Raw genomic sequence first — 20,441 nt, 5'->3', positions numbered from 1 at the left:
GATCATATTATATAGTGCAACAAATGTTCCTTGTTTGACCACAGGAATTCGCTCATTTAGGCATAAAAAACACAGGAGGTGTAGAAAGTTTTCTACACCAACATTGCGTTTTTAGGAAAATTTTGAGGGTTATGGATTATCTGCTGTTACATCCTGGGCAAGCGTTGCATCGTCAGGTTTCGTTTCCATATCTCTGTCCAGAGAGTATAAGGAAGTCTTTTCAGCATCTTCACCACCAGCAATTTTGATCTTGTCCAGCAGATTGAGGGCCAGTGTTTCTTCTTCAGTTTGCTCTTTTACAAACCACTGCATAAAGTTCCATGTTGCCCAGTCTTCTTCCTTGAGGCTAAGATTTACAACTTTATATACAGCTGTTGTATTGTCTACTTCATGTCCAAAAACTTTTTCAAAACAGTTGTTTATGCTGGTAGGATTTGCCGGAGGGGCAGGTATTGCCGTAACAGTCACTACACCACCTCTTTTCAAAATGTACTCCAGGATCTTCATCATATGATTTCTTTCCTCCTGAGCATGTCTGAAAAGAAAGTTCGCAATACCGCCAAAGCCATTACTATCCGCCCACGCACCATAAGATAAATAGATCTGGGAGGCGTGCGCTTCTTTAGTCATCTGGGCATTTAATGCTTCAGACATTTCCTTTGAAAGTCGATTTGTATTCATAATAAAGAGTTTGAATTAAGGGTAGTGCTACACCTTTTGCACAAAATGTGCCGCCGGGGAAAAATGCGGTTTATAGCCCTCCAATTGACCATTAGTAAAGCGGTGTAGATTATTTTCTACACTATCGGTAGGTCTCGAGGATTGATTTCAGGTTTTCAAGAGTGTCTGCCTCCTCAACAGGCTTATCCTTTCTCCATCTCAGCATTCTTGGAAAGCGAACTGCAATTCCGGACTTGTGTCGTGATGATTCATTGATTCCTTCAAATCCTATCTCAAAAACCAATTGGGGTTTTACCGTTCGCACCGGACCAAATTTTTCAAGCGTGTTCTGTTTAACAAATCGATCGACTTCCCTGATCTCAGCATCGGTTAATCCTGAATATGCTTTTGCAAAAGGTACCAGCTTCTCTTTGTCCCAAACTGCGAAGGTATAGTCCGTATACAATTCAGCTCTTCTTCCATGACCTTTCTGTGCATAGATAAGGACAGCATCAATACTCAAAGGATCTATCTTCCATTTCCACCAGTCGCCTTTTTTTCTTCCTGTCTGGTACGTTGCTTCCTTGCGCTTTATCATAAAACCTTCAGCCACATTCTCGCGCGCCAGTAAATGAAGTTTATTCAGATCTTCCCATGTTTCGTGTGGTAACAATGAAGAAAGTCTGAATACACTATTAACACGGGAAGAATTAAATACTCTTTCAAGTACATCTCTTCTTTGAGACTGTGATTGATTGCGAATGTCCTTTCCGTTAAACTCAAGAATATCATAAGCGATAAAGGCAACAGGAGCTTCCTGGAGAATTTTTTTTGTAATGTTTTTACGTCCGATGCGTGTTTGCAGAACATTAAACGGTAAAGGCTTATCATTCGCAAAGCAAAGAATCTCTCCGTCCAGCACAGTGCCTTCCGGAATCAGATCAGAAAATATACTGAGCTCTGGAAACTTATCAGTGACCAGCTCCTCTCCTCTTGACCAGATGTATAATTCATTATTGCGGAAGATTATCTGTGCGCGAATGCCATCCCACTTCCATTCAGCAAACCAATCTCCGGGTTCGCCCAGATCCTCCAGTGTGTTTTCAATCGCATACGCCAGATAAAAGGGATAGGGCCTTGAATATTGATCTCCTGGATTTTCAGACTGGATCAGTTCTTTATAAGTTATCCTGAACGGATCCCAATGACCCATCACTCTGTGGGTGACAACAGATGCTTCCTGGTTTGTTGCTTCGCTGACGGCCCGTATTACAAGAGTTTGAGAAACCCCAATGCGAAAACTTCCCATCATTAATTTATTGAAAACAAAAATCTCAAAAGGTGAAAGTTGTCTCCATGCATTTGTGATAAATTCTTTCTTTAATTCATCAGAAGTCCCTTTTAGTTTCGCCAGATCCTGAAACCAGTCATTAAGTGATTTGGATGAGGAAGATGTGGAGACAGGAAGCAATAAAGAGATCGTCTCTGCCATATCACCCACACTATTATAACTTTCGCGATACAACCACAACGGAATGCCAGCCATCTCCAATGCCCATTCAGTTAATTGCCCTGACTTTATATTCGTAGACGGCCTTCTTCCGGTGAACAATGCAAGTGCCCAGATTTTATCCTCATCAGAAGCAGAAAGAAAATATGCTTTTAACAGCTCAACTTTTTCATTGGTCTTTGTCGTTCGGTCAATCTGCTGAAAAAGATTTGCGAACTTTTTCATGTTCTTACCTCCTCCAATGTTACATCTTCTTCTTCGCCATACTTAGTACTCACTTCTTCTGCCTCAATTCCCTGTTCGTTCAACCATTGAGAATATGCGTCGGTATAGCCATGTGTGACATAGACTTTTTCGGCCCCGGTTGCGGCAATCACTGAATTCAGTTCATTCCAATCGGCATGATCAGATAAAATAAATCCACGATCCACTGATCTCCGGTTTTTCGCACCTCTTACTGCCATCCATCCAGAGCAATAACCTACAGAGTAAGGCTCAAATTTTTTCAACCAGGGAGTGTTGAGTGAAGAAGACGTCCCAAGTATCAAAGCTCCTCTGTACATTTTCTTATTGATCTCCGTTGTGACCAACGGAATGTGAGGGAGATCAAAACCTGCCGCCCGAAGACGCTCATTAACATTATAAATTGCCCCGTGCGCAAAGACAGGATGATCAAACGGCTGCAAATTCTTAATCAGACGCTGCATCTTTCCCAATGCATATCCCAGTAACACACTTGCTTTGTCCTGTAGCTGATTTTCCTTCCACCACTCCTTAATATCATTCATGACCTCCTGCTGAGGTCGCCATTTATAGATAGGAAGCCCGAACGTTGATTCGGTTATGAAAGTATTGCACTTAACCGGCTCAAAGGTTTTTGAAAAATGATCATCCTGAACTTTATAGTCACCACTGGCCACCCAAACCTCTCCTTTGTGTTCCACACGGATCTGGGAAGAACCGATCACATGGCCGGCAGGATGCAAAGAAAACTGAACTCCATTCTTTATGATTTTCTCTCCATACTCTACTGTTTGTAAGGAGATCTCTTCGCCAAGTCTTAGTCGCAGGATACTTTCTGAATCCTTGTGAGCGAGATAATGCTTGCATCCCGGACGTGCGTGATCACTATGAGCATGTGTAATCATTGCAAAATCAACAGGCTTCCACGGATCAATATGAATATCAGCCTGGGGACAGTAGATGCTGGAAGAGGAAAATTGCAAAAGAGATTTATCCATCTTATAGGGCTAAAAAAACGATACCATTTCCGGAAATTCAGGAAATGGTATCTTAATTATAAATTGAATACTATTCTTGGAACCTACTTATTTTATTAAGCCGGAACAGAATCTCTCATGTTTCTTACCTTATCGTGATCTTTTTTGATCCACTGATACTGCTCACGAACAATTTGGTTCAGCTCTGAAGTAAGATCGCCTGTCTTATCCTTAAGAACATTCTCATAAGTTTTAACAGCCCAATCTTCTCCGTATTCACATGAATCAAGGATTGCTTTACGGTCCTTTTTAGTCAAAGCTGCCTTTACGTCCATCCATACACGGTATATTTTTCCACTGGCAGTTGTGCCTTCTATTGGCTCGCCGCCAAGTTCCTCAACCTGTTCTATCAGCTCCTCATTGCACTTTCTGCTGGTCGCTGACAGGACAGAAAACATATCCCTTAGATCAGATTCATCTGTCTCATTTGAAGCATGGTCGTATCCATCCATTCTATCGTTGTTGATCTGAATCAAACTGTTCAGAACATCTATTGTTTTTTGATTTTCCATAATTTTATATTTTTAGTTTACACTTCAATTCTGCCAGGAGATTAAATAAAGCCTTTGATCAATTTAGATCATCATCAATCTGAAAACAGGAGAGTTAAAATAAATTTCTTCTGACCTATGTGTATCAAGATTTTCACAGATCACGATATTTTGCTCCTGAACCAACTCTTCAAATTTATACTGGGTTGCTCCACGAGGCTTGCGAAAAATATCACCGCGCTTTAGAAACCTGGCAAGTTGTTCAACAGAATTGACGATCTTATGATTAATAATTTCAGGACGTTTCATAATCAGAATATTTAATTTTTTTAACTTTTCTTATTGGTAAATACCACTACGATACCTGCTACCAGAAGAACACCACCAACGATTGGCGACCATTGTACAGGGTGATTTTCTTCCTTGTTGATTTCAACCGGACCGAGATCAACCACTTTCTTTTTCGTTACAAGATTAAATCCCGTAATGGCCATCATAATGGCCCCAAGTACAATAAGAACAATTCCAACGTTTTTCATAGTGAGTATTTTTTGGGTTTTTAAATTTTATACAAATCAAGCAATGTCATATCGCGATACCGGTTAATGGTTGCGTGAGATTCTCTCAACAATTCAAGTTGTCTGCCGAGAAGTCTTGAGATGTCCACTGAAAAATCTTTCCTCTGCATCGCTCTCTCATAAGCTCTTAAAACCGCATCCTCAACAAACTCACATTCATTCAGAATAGATTCACGGTCTTTACCCGTGAGAGTATCTTTGATCTCCATCCAGAATCTATAGATCTTCCCGGATGTTGTAGTTGAGCCAACTTTCGGCTCTCCACCATTTCTCATTATCTCCAGAGAAAGTTCCATTCCGAATTTCTTGCTCTCATCGATGTTTGAAAGAAAAAGTGTTCTCCAGTCCAAATCAGCAATCTCTTTCGTTGCCTTTTTATATTGCCTGATCCTGTCGTTGTTGATCTTTAGCAAATCGTTGAGAACCTGTGTGAATTCTTCCTTTCGCTCCATGTTTTCCTTCTGTTTGGCAAAAGGATAAAAAAATCATACCCTATCTATTTGTAATGAATAAGGCCAAAAAGTTGATTTTTGATTGAAATTGACCCGATTTAGGGGAATAATTTCTACGGGAATACACAATCATTCCTGAAGTCTGGCTTGATTTTTTTACTGTACTCTGAAAAATATGAAACCAATCCTTACTCCTGTTTTCTATCTTCTGACTCTCTTGATAGGAAGTACATTTCTCACCAGTTGCCAGGTCGTAGGTGATATTTTTGGGGCAGGATTTTACACGGGTGTGTTCCTGGTGGTAATTATCGTCGCGGTCATCATCTACTTTGTCGCAAGGATTGGGAAAAATAAATGATCAGTGAAGGCCTTTAAGGATCTTTAAAAGAATCTTCTCGTCATGGTGCAACTCAGGAGAATCTTCAAGCTGATCTGAACCTTCAATTTCCTTGAGGTATTTTGTCAGACCGTTCTCCTCATACAGTTTAATAATTCCCGGATGCACATAATACTTTTTACACACTGTTCTTGTGTTTCCCAGCTTTGAACTAACTTCATCAAGGCTGGCAAGAACATTTTTCTTGCAATCGGAAGCTGTCTCAGCTTCGCCACAAACCTTGAAAGCCTGAAGAATATTTAATGAACCAGCCCATAAGCGAAAGTCCTTAGCGCTAAAGTCCATTCCCGATGCGTCCTTGATGTACTGATTGACGCTTCCGGAATCAATGCTTCTTTGACTTCCATCTGCCGCATAATACTGAAACAGTTCTTTGCCAGGAACATCCCTGCATTCCTTAACAATCTTTGCAAGCTTCTTATTCTTTAAGGATATCTTGTGGTAAACACCCTTCTTACCTTTGAATGAGAAATTCATTTCACCCTTTTGTATCAATACATGTTTATCTTTCAATGTAGTGAGACCGTAGGAACCATTCATTTTTTCATAACCAGCATTACCAACCCGGATATAAGTGCGCTCCATTAAAAGAATAACGGCTGCCAGTACCTTCCGTTCATTTAGTTCAGGTAAAGAAACATCCTTATCCAACTGAAGTCTTAAAGCAGGAAGAGCTTTTCCAAACTCATAAAGCCGATGAAACTTCGTTTGGCTTCTTATATTATTCCAGAGTGTATGGTATCGGTATTGTTTTCTTTTCCTGACATCAACCCCGGTCGCCTGAATATGGCCGGATGGTTTTGGTGATATCCATACATCAGTCCATGCAGGAGGAATAGCAAGTTTCTTGATTCTGGCGAGAGTTTTTTCATCTGTGACGGACTTGTCTTTATAGGAATAAGAAAAGCCTTTTCCACTTTGCTTTCTTAGGATTCCAGGAACATTATCCTTTAAATAGACCAGATTCGCGGCAGAAGCAGCAGATTCATAGTCCTTATCAAGGGTGAGAAATTCCTTATGGGAAAGGTCTATCTCTTCGGCCTCGTTATTCATTCTATCAAGTTAATTTATATTCCTCTATAATGATGCAGAAGTTTTACAAAAGAAAAGTCAGACTTGCGCCTGACTTTTCACCCCTCTGTCCGTCCGTATGTTATTTTTATGCTTCTACTTCCTGAGTAGCTTCTACATTGATGTTGTTTTCAGCAACACCTGTAAGCGTCATGTCAGCTTCTTTTTCCTGATCAAGTATTTTATTTAATAGATCGGCAACATCTTCCCGGTTCATGGTCTTTGCGAGACGCACCAATGTACCGTAGGTTGCGATTTCATAGTGTTCAATTTTTTGTCCGGCGAAGATCAATGCAACATCGCGGGTCATAGAGCCTTCCTCTGTTTCCTCAATGATACTTTCAGCTTCTTTCATTAAGCCTTCCATAGCATCACATTTCTTCGCCAGTGGCTTTTTGTCCAATAGTTCAAATACTTTTTCGAGTTGTGTAACCTGATCTATTGTTTCTTCAAGATGCTCATCCAACACCTCCTGAAGTTCCTCAGTGGTAGCAGCCCGTATCATTTTCGGAATTGCTTTTGTGAGTTGCTTCTCAGCCCAATAAATGTCTTTAAGGGCTTCATAAAAAAACTCCTCCAGCTGAGCGCCAGGATGAGCTTTGGTTTTGGCATCTACGGCAACGGTTTTCATGTTTTTCATAGCGGAGCAATATGTTCTGCTTAGCCTAAAATATCATGCCAATTGCTCTGTCTGGCCTACAAAGATTAGCTCTGCACTGTATAGCCCACGGTTTTAACTGTGGGTCGTAAATTGATCAGCATCAACAACCATTTCAATGGTTTTCTAAACACAAATTAATTTTGAAACCATTAAAATGGTTGGGGTGAAAATATCCTATCATCATCCCACGGTTAAAACCGTGGGCTTATAGACCCATCAGCGCAGCTGATAATCCGTGTCCCTGTAGCACTAAGGCTACAGGGTGGCCACTGTTCCCTCTTTGTTTTTTCTGATCTTGTTTTCATATGCCGTTTGTTTGTTCATGCCCAAATATGCAACGGCCGCAAAACCAAAATGTCACGAACTGTTACGATCTGTTAAGAACTGTCACGAAACTACACGAACACTCACGATCTGTTACAAACTGTTAAGAACTGTCACGATCTGTTAAGAACTGTTAGAAACTGTTAAGAACTGTTAAGAAACTGACCGCCTCGTCCGGAAGCGGGCGACAAACACCCCAAAAACAGATGGTTTTTTAGTACCCCATCAGCGTAGCTGATAATCCGTGTCCCTGTAGCACTAAGGCTACAGGGCTTCGCCGTTCATCGCTCATCAGCCCACATCATATAGCTTTTAGTGCTATATAGTTCCGTTAAAAGGCTTTTTTAGTTTGTTTTAAGCCCTTTGAATAACCGACTTATACCAGACGCTTGCCAAAAACCTCCAAATCACCCCAAAATCGCCACTTTTACCATTTAATGTCAGGTTTGAGACCCACTTTTCTTCGTTTTTAGCTCAATTTGAGGGTTTTTGGGGGTGTTTCTCGAACGTTTCTCGGATGTTCCTCGGACTTTTCAGCTACCATTGCATGCTTTCTCTGATGTTTCTCTGATCGCTCTCTGATGATTCTCTGATAAAAACGCTGCTTTCTCTGATAAATCTCTGATTCACCTCTGATCACTCTCGGTTAAATACCTGTATTTTACCTTTCACCCTCTGATACTTCTCTGATAACTCTCTGATTGCTCTCTGATGTTTCTCTGATTCATGTCGGATCGGTCCCTGATTCAACCCGGTCGACTCTCCTATTCATCTCTGATCCTTGCCGATGCTTACGCGATCTCTACTCAGATCTCATTCAGAGTTAACCCGGTCTCTATTCAGATCTTACTCGGTCCTTTGGTTATTATAACTCCGGTTTTCTTTTTCATAAAATGTCATCATCAATCCCCAATCATGACAACGCTTCTATTGGTCCATCAGCACTAGCAAGGAGCTTATTTTCAGGAAGCACAACCGTTCTTTCTTTATGAGTCGATGTAGAAATTTCTCTACAAGGACCGCCCTTCTGAAGTAAAACAGCAACTTTTCAAAACAGATGATTGCAAACGGTTGCCTCATCGCGCAAAACAAATGCTGTCAGGTGGTATGATATTTTCTAAATATTGAAAGCACCCGGGCATCAGGAATGAGCCTCAAGGCAATTTACCTAACGGCTCCTGATGATTAAATGAACTAGAAGATGAAAAAGAAGAAGATATTGGTGATAGATGATGATCAGGATTTCGGGTTAGCACTCTCTTATTTTTTCGCTGATAAAGATTTCGAATTATTTCTTGCACATAACATAGCTGACGGCATGGATATGCTGGAGAAAGAAAGACCTGAATACATTTTTCTGGATAACAGCCTGCCCGATGGACTTGGCTGGGGAAAGACAGAGTACATACTGAAAAATTATCCTAACACCCATTTGAATCTGCTAAGCGCATTGGGTGTACCAAAAACATCCGCATCAACATTTAGAATTCTGGAAAAACCAATAACCCTGGATGAGATCCTGTCATGCCTTAACTAAGCAGATCAGATCATCCATGTGAATTTTTATTTCTAACAATTGTAAGCGTAACATGAAGGGAACCACCGTCACACTTGAAGAATTATTATCTCCGCTCAAACAATACTTCGAAAAAGATACTTTCGTAAGGAGTGATATTAACAATGCTCCTCCGCTGAGAGCAGAACTATTCACAATCGAGCAGTTTGGAACTCACGCTACTGAACTTGCCCTTCGTCATGAGATCAATGAGAAGAAGGCTCCCGAACATCTTCTGAAGAGACTTGCCGACAATGAAGAAGTGATCCTTCGTGTAATTGATCTTTTACAAGAGGCTATTCAATTTAAAACACCGATCTCTCCCGCAGGAGAATGGCTGCTTGATAATTTTTACCTGATTGATGAACAAATCAAGATTGGAAAAAAACACTTACCGAAAGGTTATAGCAAAGGATTACCTAAACTTGTCAACACAGGTCTCCCAAGAGTGTACGATATCGCAATAGAAATTATTTCACACAGCGATGGACATCTCGACATTCACATCCTCAACAGATTTATTCAATCCTATCAAAAGACAAGCGAGCTTACGCTGGGAGAATTATGGGCGATTCCTATCATGCTCCGTCTTGCCCTTCTGGAAAATCTAAGACGTGTTGCATCGCGTGTCGCGATTGACCGGATTGACGCAAACTCAGCACATCATTGGGCGGATTGCATCATCGAAACTGCTGAGAACAACCCTAAAAACCTTGTTCTCACTATGGCAGACATGGCGCGCTCAAATCCTCCTATGGTAAGTGCGTTCATTGCAGAGTATTCAAGAAAACTCCAATGGAAAGGGATCAATCTTACACTTCCTCTCTCATGGGTAGAACAACATCTCGTTGAAACCGGCGATACGATCAGCGGAATGGTGCTTTCAGAAAATCAAAAGCAAGCTGCCGATCATGTGTCGATGAGTAACAGCATCAAGAGTCTTCGCTTTCTCGCGAAAACAAACTGGCAGGACTTCGTTGAAGAAATGAGTCTCGTAGAAAAAACTCTGAAGACGGATCAGAACGGTGTGTATCCCAAAATGGATTTCTACACACGCGATCTTTACCGCCACTCTATTGAGAAAATCTCCAAAAAAACAAGACTCTCCGAGAATGAGGTTGCCAAGTCCGTCATCAAACTTGCACATCAGCATTCCGAAACAAGCAATGCTGATGATTACAAATCACATGTAGGTTATTATCTTATTGGTGATGGGCTCAAGACTACTGAAAAAACTCTTAAAGCAAGAGTCTCATTCACAGAATTCTTTAAAGAACTTTTTAAAAATAACAAATCAACATTCTATGTACTGGGGGCTATCCTTCTCACCATTGGAGTTGGTGGTGGTCTTATCCTGAAAGCCTATACTGAGCAGGGAAGGAATGCATTCTTCTACGTAATGTCAGTGCTGTCTCTTTTAGGAGCAAGTCAGCTTGCGATCTCGATTGTCAACTGGATCGCCACCATGCGAACGAATCCCAAGCCTCTTCCCAAAATGGATTTTTCGAAAGGACTTCCTAAAGATTCCAGAACATTGGTCATCATTCCTACCATGATCACCGGTGGGAAGCAGATTGAAAAGCTCGTCGAAGAACTTGAAATAAGGTTTCTTGGTAACCGCGATCCGCATCTGCTTTTTGGATTGCTGACAGATTTCAGAGATGCTGACAAGGAGACCATGCCGGAAGATGCTGAGCTTCTTGCCATGGCAAAAGATTGTATCAGCGCATTGAATAAAAAATACAGCAACAAGTCGGAAGATTTTTTCTTCCTCTTTCACCGTCCAAGAAGATGGAATGGAGTTGATAAAAAGTGGATGGGTTATGAAAGAAAGCGGGGTAAACTTGGTGAATTGAATCAACTTTTAAGAGGTCATGGCAAAGATCGCTTCGCTGAAATTGTCGGAAACGAAGAATCATACAAAAGTGTAAAGTACATCATCACCCTTGATACTGACACTCAACTTCCCAGGGAGTCCGCTGCCAAGCTGGTAGGGATTATGGCTCATCCTTTGAATCGCCCCATTTACGATGAGGTAAAAAAGAGAGTTGTAAAAGGTTATGGAATCATTCAACCGCGTATTGCCGTCAGCGTACATGGTGCAGTTCTTTCACGTTACACAAGATTGCATGAAAATGATTCAGGCATTGATCCTTACACTCGTGTAACGTCAGATGTTTATCAGGATATTTTTAATGAAGGATCATTCATTGGAAAAGGAATCTATGAAGTCGATACATTCGAAAGGGTTTTAAATAATCGCTTTCCGGAAAACAGAATTCTTAGTCACGATTTACTGGAAGGAAGCTATGTCAGAAGCGGATTTGCAAGTGATGTTCAGTTCTATGAAGAGACACCCCCGCGCTACAGCATGGACATCAGTCGCCGCCATCGATGGATACGTGGTGACTGGCAGATTGGAACCTGGTTTCTTCCATGGGTTCCCAATGCTCAGCGGAAATTAACTTCCAATCCTATCAGTGCATTGTCGAGATGGAAGATTCTGGATAATCTCCGACGCAGTCTGGTGCCTATCGCTCTATTGACCATGCTCGTCTTAGGATGGACATTATCTTCATTCCCATTATTCTGGACAGTGACAGTCCTGGGAATTCTCATCATTCCAACACTTACAATGTCGGGATGGCACCTCACTCAGAAGCCAAAAGAAGTTACGTTCTCTTCTCACGCGGAGAATGTTTTCGATAATACTTCAAAAGGACTCTTGCTATCCTTGTTTGAAGTTATCTGCCTTCCTTACGAAGCATTCATCAGTGCTGATGCCATTGGACGAACATTGATAAGAATGTTCATCACCAGAAAAAATATGCTGGAGTGGAATCCCTCCGGATTTCTACAAAAGCAAAAGGAAAATCTTTTTACGCTCACGTTAAAAATGTTCTTTGCGCCATTGCTTTCAGCAGCGTTGATCTACCTGCTCATAAACTACTACGCTTTTTCATTTTATCTGGCGATTCCATTTTTAGTGTTATGGATCCTTTCACCCGCTGTTGCGTATTGGGTGAGCATTCCTATCAAAGCGTATAAAACGACTGTCACACATGATCAAAAGATGTATCTCCGCGGACTGGCCCGCAAGACATGGGCTTACTTTGAGGCGCATGTCACAGCATCTGAAAACTGGTTGCCGCCTGACAATCTTCAGCAATATCCAATTGTCAAAATAGCACACCGGACTTCACCGACAAATATTGGTCTTGCATTGCTTTCCAATCTTACTGCCTATGACTTCGGATACATTGGGGGAATGCAGTTGATCAACCGCACTTACAATACCTTCTTAACGCTGAAAAAGCTTGATCGTTATGCCGGACATTTTTACAACTGGTATGACACACAATCTCTTGCAACACTTCAACCGAGATATATTTCAACTGTTGACAGTGGAAATCTTGCCGGACACTTGATTGTATTGCGACAAGGTCTTTTGGATTTACCCAATCGACCGATCGTAAATAACAATCTCTGGAAAGGACTTTATGATACTGTTCAGGTATTATTTCAACACGTTGCTCCGTCCAATGAAAAAGCTTTTTCAATACTGCAGAAAGGTTTCGCGGAATTGAATTTTTCAGAAACACTTTCCCTCAAACAAGTCAAGGCAGGTCTTGAAAAAATCTCAGGAAGTGTGAATCGGTTTATTCTGGATGAAGAGTTTAAGAAGTCAGAGGATGTTATGGAGTGGGTGCGATCCCTTCAGCATCAGCTTTCGGCCTGGCAAAGTGAGCTGGCACTTCTTAATCCATTGCTTCAATATGAAGAAAGACCGGAAAGATTTAAAAATATAAAACTCACCACAGATTCAACGTCATTAAATGATCTGATCCTGTTGGAAGAAAATCTTTCCGAAAAATTAAAAGAATTCCAAAACGTCAAGCTATCAGACCTGGAGGCCGCATGGCTTTTCAACTTTGAAAAATCAGTTCATGAAGCCAGCTCAACGGCTAAAGAAAAAATTGCTGAAATCAAGAGGCTTGCAGAAGATTGTCAGGACTTCTCAAACATGGAGTATGACTTCCTGTATGACAGGGATCAGCATCTGGTTTCTATAGGATACTCCGTCGACGATCACCGTTTAGATGCAAGCTTCTATGATCTGCTTGCGTCAGAAGCAAGGTTGGGATTATTTGTAGCAATTGCGCAGGGGAAAATTCCTCAGGAAAGCTGGTTCGCTTTGGGAAGAAGATTGGCCGAAACAAATTCTTCACCGGTTCTCCTTTCCTGGAGTGGATCAATGTTCGAATATCTGATGCCAAATCTCGTCATGCCGGTTTATGAAAACACTCTGCTCGATGAAACCAGCAAGGGCTGCGTGAGGAAACAAATCGAATATGGAAAACAACAAGGAGTGCCGTGGGGAATTTCAGAATCGTGTTACAATGTTGTCGATGCAAATCTAACGTATCAATACCGTGCGTTCGGTGTACCGGATCTTGGTTTCAAACGCGGATTGGGGCTTGACCTGGTGATAGCACCATATGCCACAGTGATGTCATTGATGATTGATCCCGCTGCTGCCTGCAAAAATCTGAAAAGACTTGAATCAAAAGGATACTCAGGGAAATATGGTTTGTTTGAATCCATTGATTATACACCGTTGCGATTAACAAGATCTAAAGTACCGGCGCTGATCCAATCATTCATGGTTCACCACCAGGGAATGAGTCTTCTGGCGCTTGATCATTTATTGTATGATCAGCCAATGCAAAAAAGATTTGAAGCCGATACTGTTTTACAAACTGCTTTATTGCTCTTACAGGAACGCGTTCCAAAATCAATTTCATTCTATTCTTTACCAAAAGATTCAGAAGAAATTGTTCACACCGCTTCAGCAGGGGAAATCAGGGTACTTAATACTCCAGACGGAAGTCACCCTGAGATTCAATTGTTATCCAATGGCAAGTATCATGTTATGGTTTCCAATTCGGGTGGCGGTTACAGTCGCTACAATGAAATGGCAATCACACGGTGGCGTGAAGATTCCACACGTGACAACTGGGGAACGTTCTCTTACATCAGAGATCTTGAAGACGGAGAATTCTGGTCGAATACCTATCAGCCTACACTGAAGAAAGGTTTATCGTATGAGGCGATCTTCTCACAAGGAAGAGTTGAATTCAGAAGAATTGATAAGGGAATTGAGTTACATACTGAAATAATAGTATCGCCGGAAGACAACGTTGAGATCCGGCGCATCCACATTACTAACCACACACGGTCTGAGCGTAAACTTGAGATCACATCTTATGGTGAAGTTGTAATGGCTTTGCCAGTGGCAGATGACGCGCATCCTGCGTTCAACAACTTATTTGTTCAGACAGAAATCCTCTCCAGCCAACACGCTATTCTTTGCACGCGCAGGCCTCGTTCTGATGAAGAAACTCCACCGTGGGTTTTCCACTTGATGAAGGTTACTCATGCAAAAACTGATCACATCTCGTACGAAACAGATCGCTACAAATTCATTGGAAGAGGCAATAGCATTGCTAATCCTCAGGCGATGATTCAGGAAGAACCATTATCCAATACTGAAGGACCTGTACTGGATCCGATTACATCTGTTCAGTACAGAATAACTCTTGGCGCTGAAGCAACGGCAATCATTGATATTATAACAGGAATATCCGAATCCAGAAGCGGTTGCCAGAATCTGGTGGATAAATACCAGGATCGCAATTTCAGAAATCGTGCATTTGAATTAACCTGGACGCACAGTCAGGTGGTATTGAGACAAATCAACGCAACGGAGTCTGACTCACAGCTTTTCAGCAGGCTCGCCAGTTCGATACTATATGCTAATCCTTCATTGCGTGCACCGAAGGATGTGTTGATCAAAAATTCAAGAGGACAGTCTGCTTTATGGAGTCATTCGATCTCCGGGGATCTTCCGATCGTGTTGCTGCAGGTTTCTGACTCAACGAACATTACCCTGATCAAGCAACTCATGCAGGCCCGTGCATATTGGCTATTCAAAGGATTAGTAATTGATCTGGTGATCATAAATGAAGATCACAGTGGTTACCGTCAGGTGCTGCAAGAGCAGGTTCAAAGCTTGATCTCTGCCGGCATAGGAATCAATCCTTCCGTCAAGCAGGGAAATATAATCGTACGTCTTTCTGATCAGATCTCAACAGAAGATCGTGTCCTGCTTCAGACGGTTGCAAGGGTAATTATTTCGGATAAAAACGGAACACTGTTGGATCATCTTGACAGGAGGCAGAAATCCGGACCCGTTATTCCATTACTCACTCAAACAAAACGAAATGAACCTGGTGATGAAACACCGCTGGCAATATCTGAACGTCTTTTCGATAATGGCATGGGTGGATTTTCAACCGATGGTACTGAGTACGTTATTACGACGGATGCAGATAATCCTACGCCACTTCCATGGAGCAATGTAATTGCTAATCCGAATTTCGGAACGATAGTTACTGAAAGCGGACCGGTTTATACATGGGCAGAGAATGCTCACGAATTCAGACTTACCCCATGGAACAATGATCCCGTTTCCAACAACGGTGGTGAAGTATTCTATATGCGGGATGAAGAAAGTGGAAAGGTCTGGTCACCGATGCCATTTCCAGCGCCTTCAACTTCAAATTTTGTAACACGTCATGGATTTGGATATAGCGTCTTTGAAACGAGAGAAGATGGAATATCAACAGAAGTCTGGATCTACGTAGATCGGGAGGCACAGATAAAGTTTACAGTTATAAAAATCAAGAACCTGTCGGGGCGGGCACGTTCATTGAGTGCAACAGGATATGCAGAATGGGTACTCGGCGGTTTGCGTCCAGGTTCGGTGATGCATGTGGTAACAGAACCAGATGCAGAGACTGGAACATTACTGACACGCAATCCATATAATACAGAATTTCCAAACCGGGTCGTCTTCTTTGATGCCAATAGTGCTAAGTATTCATTCACCACAGATCGTCATGAATTTATTGGCAGAAATGGAACTCTGGAAGATCCGGATGGAATGAAGAGACAACGTCTCTCAGGAAATTATGGAGCAGGTCTGGATCCATGCTCAGCTATTCAGATTCCATTTGTACTAAGCAGCGGGCAGGACAAGGAAATTATTTTCCGGATGGGAACAGGAAAGGATATTCACGAAGTTCGGAATATGCTAAGTAAGTTCAAGGGAAGAGATGCCGCTGTTAACTCTCTTTCAGTGATTCGGGAATACTGGCGAACAACGTTAGGTCATGTGAAAGTAAAGACGCCAGACCCGGCTTTGAATATTCTGGCCAACGGCTGGTTAATGTATCAGGTGATCTCATGCAGACTGTGGGGTCGGAGCGGGTTCTATCAATCGGGTGGGGCCTTCGGATTCCGTGATCAGCTTCAGGATGTATTGGCATTAATGGATGCTGCACCACAATTAACAAGAGATCAGATTTTACTATCGGCATCCAGACAATTCCGTGAAGGAGATGTTCAGCATTGGTGGCACCCGCCGCTGGGCAGAGGTGTCAGGACAAGATGCTCGGATGATATGCTGTGGATTGCGTTTACAACTTCACGTTATGTAACCCATACACACGACTTTGCAATTTTAAAAGAATTAGTATCATTTATTGAAGGGCGTGAGCTGAATGCAGATCAGGAATCCAGTTACGATCTGCCTGTATCTTCAGATGAAAAGACTACTCTCTATGATCATTGCAAAAGGGCCATCACACATTCTCTTAAATTCGGTTCGCATGGATTGCCTTTCATGGGGTCGGGGGATTGGAATGATGGAATGAATAATGTGGGAATCAAAGGTCAGGGAGAAAGTGTTTGGCTTGCATTTTTCCTCTTTGATGTATTGAGAAGATTTGAACCTATCGCTATTGTAATGCAGGATGAAGCGTTTGTAAAAACCTGCAGAGAGGCAGCGGCGGATCTTAAAGTTTCAATTGACAAGGCATGGGATGGAGAATGGTACAGACGAGCTTACTTCGATGACGGAACTCCATTGGGATCATCACAGAACACTGAATGCAGAATTGATTCTATTTCTCAAAGCTGGGCGGTTCTTTCAGAGGCCGGCACACCAGAGAGGGTTCATCAGGCGATGGAATCCGTAGATAAATATCTTGTGGATAAAACAAATTCATTGATCCGTTTGCTTGATCCGCCTTTCAATCACTCAGAGAAAGATCCTGGATACATTAAAGGATATCTTCCTGGTGTTCGCGAGAATGGTGGTCAATATTCACACGCTGCGATCTGGATGGTGATGGCGGTGGCGAAGATGGGAAATCGTCAGCGCACATGGGATCTGCTTCAGATTATCAATCCAATCAACCACGGAAGATCGAAAGATGATATTAAGGTTTATAAGACAGAACCGTATGTAATGGCAGCAGATGTCTATGGAGTTGAGCCCCATGTTGGAAGAGGCGGGTGGACATGGTACACGGGATCGGCTGGATGGATGTATCAACTCGTGATGGAATCATTCCTTGGATTGCGAAGAGAGGGATCTAAATTATTTATTAATCCTTGCGTCCCAGAGTCATGGAAATCTTTTGATGTTGAGTATCGGTATATGAATACGCTGTATAAGATCGAGATAATTCTTTCTTCTGAAAAAGATATCTCTATTAAAGTTGATGGAACGACGCAAAAAGAAAATGCTATCCAATTGGTGGATGACGGCAAGGAGCATAAGGTGGTGGCGAAGGTAAGTGCCGTAAAGCTGAACGCAGTTATGGTTGAAGAAACGGCACCTTCTGTACATTGAGGCAATAAACCCCCACGGCGCTGGCCGTGGGTCATTATCCATTACATTCTTATAAATAATCTAAGCCCGTCGGATAATTCCAAGCAGCAAAGCAACGATAGCGATGACAATTAAAAGATGTATCAATCCAGTTGAACTGTAAACGAATACTCCCAGTGCCCATCCAATAACCAGGATAATGGCGATGAGGAAAAGTAAGGATCTCATAAAAATTAATGTTTAGTGGGTATAGCTTACAATGTTGTAAAAAGCCTGCCAGTAGGTTTGCAATAGCTTAAATTCTATCAAAAACCCGTTAATGGGGAAATAATTCCCCACCGATTTGCCTTTCCAACAGTTCAAATCCCTACCGAAGAATGGTATTCCAATGGCACGCCTTTTACTTAAGTGAAGTAACTAAAACCAACATTTATGAACAGTCTATTATATCTCGTCGCTGTGATTCTTGTTATCGGATGGCTTGTAGGTTTCTTTGCTTACGGAGCTTCTGGTTTGATTCACGCATTACTTGTAATCGCCATCATTGCCGTTCTTATCAACATCATTGGAGGTAACAGAAGAATTTAGTCTTCGCCAAATTCATAGCCTGTCATCTTTCTGCTTTGATTTATTTGCGGAGAGATGACAGTTTTTTTTAGACTCTATTAAGATCATGACCACGATTACTGACGATACGCCGCTTTATAAACGAGTAACCTTTTACCTGCTAAGTACAGGACTGGTAATATTGCTTCTTTATCTTGGTCAGGAGATTTTACTTCCATTGTTTTTCTCTATTCTCCTTGCCTCACTCCTCTTACCACTTAACAGATTCTTAGAGAGAAAAGGATTACACAGGGTTGTCGCGATCATGATCTCCATCTTCCTGACACTCGCCGTAACAGCGTCGATCATCTATTTTATTTTTGATCAGATCTCAGGTTTCTTTGAAGATCTTCCCACTATCAATGATAGACTTTCAGAGCTATCCACTATTACTCAAAAATGGATTCGTGAGACTTTCAACGTCACCATTCGCAAACAAAATCAATATGTAAGCGACACCCTGGCCAAGATGAGAGCTTCGGGCACAGGGATTCTCGGCGCAACCGTTGTGACATTGACCCAGGCTCTCTCCTATCTTATCCTATTACCGATCTATACTTTCTTAATACTATTCTATCGTGGCATGATCAGGAGATTCCTGGTTGCAGTCTTTAGTGACAGCAGGGAATCCCAGGTAAAAGATATTCTTCAGGAATCTCAAGCTGTATCTCAGAGTTATATCCTTGGACTTATGATAGAGCTAGCGATCGTCTTTGGTTTGAATTCTGCAGGCTTCCTGATTCTTGGAATTAAATATGCAGTATTCCTCGGACTGGTGGCAGCTCTCTTAAATCTGATTCCGTACATCGGAATGCTGATCGCCAATCTCTTTTGCATGACCATCACATTGATCTCATGTGAAGTGATCTCAGGCAGTGATGTCCTTTGGGTTGGAATTATACTCGCGGCGGTCCAATTTGTTGATAATAATTTCCTCATGCCTATGATCGTTGGTTCGAAAGTTCGGATCAATGCATTGGCAACTATCGTCGGAGTATTGGTGGGTGGGGCATTGTGTGGAGTTCCCGGAATGTTCCTGTCTATTCCAGGTCTTGCCGTATTGAAAGTAATCTTTGACAGAGTCGAAGGCCTTAAGCCATACGGAATGCTGATGGGTGATGAACGTCCTCAACTTAAGCCTAAAAGGATTCGCCTAAAAAAATTAATCGCAGATGAAAAGTCTTAAGATCTTCTGGCAGTTATTAAAGATGGGATTTAGTGAATTCTTCTCCGACAACGGACTGAAGCTAAGCGCATCTTTATCATATTATACGGTATTCTCAATTGCTCCACTTCTGGTCATTATCATTTCCCTTGCAGGAATTTTCTTTGGCGTAGAAGCAGTGCAGGGAAGGATCTATGGTCAAATCAACGGATTGGTTGGCAATGCAGCCGCTATACAAATTCAGGAAATCATTAAGAACGTAAAGACTTCCCAGAATAGTCAGGGAGGTGCCATCATCGGATTTATCGTCCTGATGATTGGAGCTTCCGGAGTGTTTACTGAGATCCAGGATTCCATAAATTTTATCTGGTCAGTAAAAGCTAAACCGAAAAAAGGATGGCTGAAGCTGATTATCAACCGACTTCTTTCTTTTTCACTGATCGCGAGCTTTGGGTTTTTATTGCTTGTCTCTTTGATGGTAAATGCTGTAATGGATCTTTTAAGCGACCGGTTAATCAAACTGTTCCCAAATGCTACCGTTTACCTTTTCTACATTCTTAACATAGCATTGATCTTTATTATAATTTCCTGCCTGTTTGCCATCATATTCAAAGTTCTGCCAGATGCAAGAATCAAGTGGAAAGATGCTTTCATAGGATCCTTTTTCACTGCGTTCTTATTTATCGGAGGCAAGTATCTGATCGGACTATATCTGGGGAATTCAAGCATTGGAGAAACCTATGGAGCGGCGGCATCCATCGTACTGGTTCTTTTATGGGTGTATTACTCCTCTATCATTCTTTACTTCGGCGCTGAATTCACAAAGATGTATGCATTGCATTATGGTGGTAAGATCACACCGAATGAAACCGCTGTGTTTATAGTGAAACAAGAAGTAAAGGAAATCGATGTTAATCCCTCGAAAGAAGCCGTCGCAAAATAGAATAGAAT

At 41.8% G+C, this 20,441-nt stretch carries 16 protein-coding genes; 6 read left to right on the top strand and 10 right to left on the bottom strand.

Annotated features, from left to right (window positions below):
• Window positions 1-129: 129 nt before the first annotated feature.
• The 7 genes from HOP08_14060 to HOP08_14030 form a co-directional block, all read right to left on the bottom strand.
• Complete coding sequence (locus HOP08_14060) at window positions 130-681, bottom strand: ferritin (GenBank protein NOT76046.1); 552 nt, start codon at window positions 679-681, stop codon at window positions 130-132.
• A 121-nt stretch (window positions 682-802) separates the two neighbouring features.
• Entirely contained in the window at window positions 803-2,395 is a 1,593-nt protein-coding gene (locus HOP08_14055; GenBank protein ID NOT76045.1) for an ATP-dependent DNA ligase, read from the bottom strand.
• The gene (locus HOP08_14050; protein NOT76044.1) at window positions 2,392-3,411 is read right to left on the bottom strand and encodes a ligase-associated DNA damage response exonuclease; all 1,020 of its coding nucleotides are present in this window, start codon (window positions 3,409-3,411) and stop codon (window positions 2,392-2,394) included. Before HOP08_14050 ends, HOP08_14055 begins: the two co-directional genes overlap by 4 nt.
• Before the next feature lie 95 nt (window positions 3,412-3,506).
• Window positions 3,507-3,962, bottom strand: coding sequence for a PA2169 family four-helix-bundle protein (locus HOP08_14045; protein NOT76043.1), 456 nt, complete (start codon window positions 3,960-3,962; stop codon window positions 3,507-3,509).
• A gap of 63 nt (window positions 3,963-4,025) precedes the next feature.
• The gene (locus HOP08_14040; protein NOT76042.1) at window positions 4,026-4,250 is read right to left on the bottom strand and encodes a hypothetical protein; all 225 of its coding nucleotides are present in this window, start codon (window positions 4,248-4,250) and stop codon (window positions 4,026-4,028) included.
• Between the two features lie 20 nt (window positions 4,251-4,270).
• Window positions 4,271-4,480, bottom strand: coding sequence for a hypothetical protein (locus HOP08_14035; protein NOT76041.1), 210 nt, complete (start codon window positions 4,478-4,480; stop codon window positions 4,271-4,273).
• A 20-nt stretch (window positions 4,481-4,500) separates the two neighbouring features.
• Complete coding sequence (locus HOP08_14030; GenBank protein NOT76040.1) at window positions 4,501-4,971, bottom strand: PA2169 family four-helix-bundle protein; 471 nt, start codon at window positions 4,969-4,971, stop codon at window positions 4,501-4,503.
• Between the two features lie 175 nt (window positions 4,972-5,146).
• On the opposite strand from HOP08_14030, the gene HOP08_14025 reads away from it, so the two are divergent.
• Window positions 5,147-5,329 carry a hypothetical protein gene (locus HOP08_14025; GenBank protein NOT76039.1) on the top strand — a complete coding sequence of 61 codons (183 nt, stop codon included), beginning with the start codon at window positions 5,147-5,149 and terminating at the stop codon, window positions 5,327-5,329.
• Here the strand turns inward: HOP08_14025 and HOP08_14020 are convergent, their stop codons facing one another.
• The gene (locus HOP08_14020; GenBank protein NOT76038.1) at window positions 5,330-6,421 is read right to left on the bottom strand and encodes a DNA topoisomerase IB; all 1,092 of its coding nucleotides are present in this window, start codon (window positions 6,419-6,421) and stop codon (window positions 5,330-5,332) included.
• Between the two features lie 106 nt (window positions 6,422-6,527).
• On the bottom strand, window positions 6,528-7,079 hold the full coding sequence (locus HOP08_14015; GenBank protein ID NOT76037.1) for a ferritin-like domain-containing protein: 552 nt from the start codon (window positions 7,077-7,079) through the stop codon (window positions 6,528-6,530).
• A 1,546-nt stretch (window positions 7,080-8,625) separates the two neighbouring features.
• On the opposite strand from HOP08_14015, the gene HOP08_14010 reads away from it, so the two are divergent.
• Together HOP08_14010 and HOP08_14005 are read left to right on the top strand one after the other, a co-directional pair.
• Window positions 8,626-8,961, top strand: coding sequence for a response regulator (locus tag HOP08_14010; protein NOT76036.1), 336 nt, complete (start codon window positions 8,626-8,628; stop codon window positions 8,959-8,961).
• Window positions 8,962-9,013: 52 nt separating this feature from the next.
• Entirely contained in the window at window positions 9,014-17,740 is an 8,727-nt protein-coding gene (locus tag HOP08_14005) for a cyclic beta 1-2 glucan synthetase (GenBank protein ID NOT76035.1), read from the top strand.
• A 60-nt stretch (window positions 17,741-17,800) separates the two neighbouring features.
• Here HOP08_14005 and HOP08_14000 read toward each other — a convergent pair whose 3' ends face one another.
• Entirely contained in the window at window positions 17,801-17,947 is a 147-nt protein-coding gene (locus HOP08_14000) for a lmo0937 family membrane protein (protein NOT76034.1), read from the bottom strand.
• A 204-nt stretch (window positions 17,948-18,151) separates the two neighbouring features.
• Between HOP08_14000 and HOP08_13995 the strand changes: the two genes are divergently transcribed.
• The 3 genes from HOP08_13995 (at window position 18,152) to HOP08_13985 (ending at window position 20,433) form a co-directional block, all read left to right on the top strand.
• The gene (locus HOP08_13995) at window positions 18,152-18,307 is read left to right on the top strand and encodes a lmo0937 family membrane protein (protein NOT76033.1); all 156 of its coding nucleotides are present in this window, start codon (window positions 18,152-18,154) and stop codon (window positions 18,305-18,307) included.
• 85 nt (window positions 18,308-18,392) lie between these two features.
• A complete protein-coding gene (locus HOP08_13990; protein NOT76032.1) occupies window positions 18,393-19,511 on the top strand; it encodes an AI-2E family transporter in 1,119 nt (372 codons plus the stop codon).
• Window positions 19,498-20,433 carry a YihY/virulence factor BrkB family protein gene (locus tag HOP08_13985; GenBank protein NOT76031.1) on the top strand — a complete coding sequence of 312 codons (936 nt, stop codon included), beginning with the start codon at window positions 19,498-19,500 and terminating at the stop codon, window positions 20,431-20,433. The genes HOP08_13990 and HOP08_13985 overlap by 14 nt, the downstream gene beginning before the upstream one ends.
• Window positions 20,434-20,441: the final 8 nt, after the last annotated feature.

Source organism: Cyclobacteriaceae bacterium (assembly GCA_013141055.1).
Lineage (GTDB): Bacteria > Bacteroidota > Bacteroidia > Cytophagales > Cyclobacteriaceae > ELB16-189.
The sequence above is the reverse complement of the archived record's forward strand: the minus strand, read 5'-3'. Positions and strand labels throughout refer to the sequence as shown.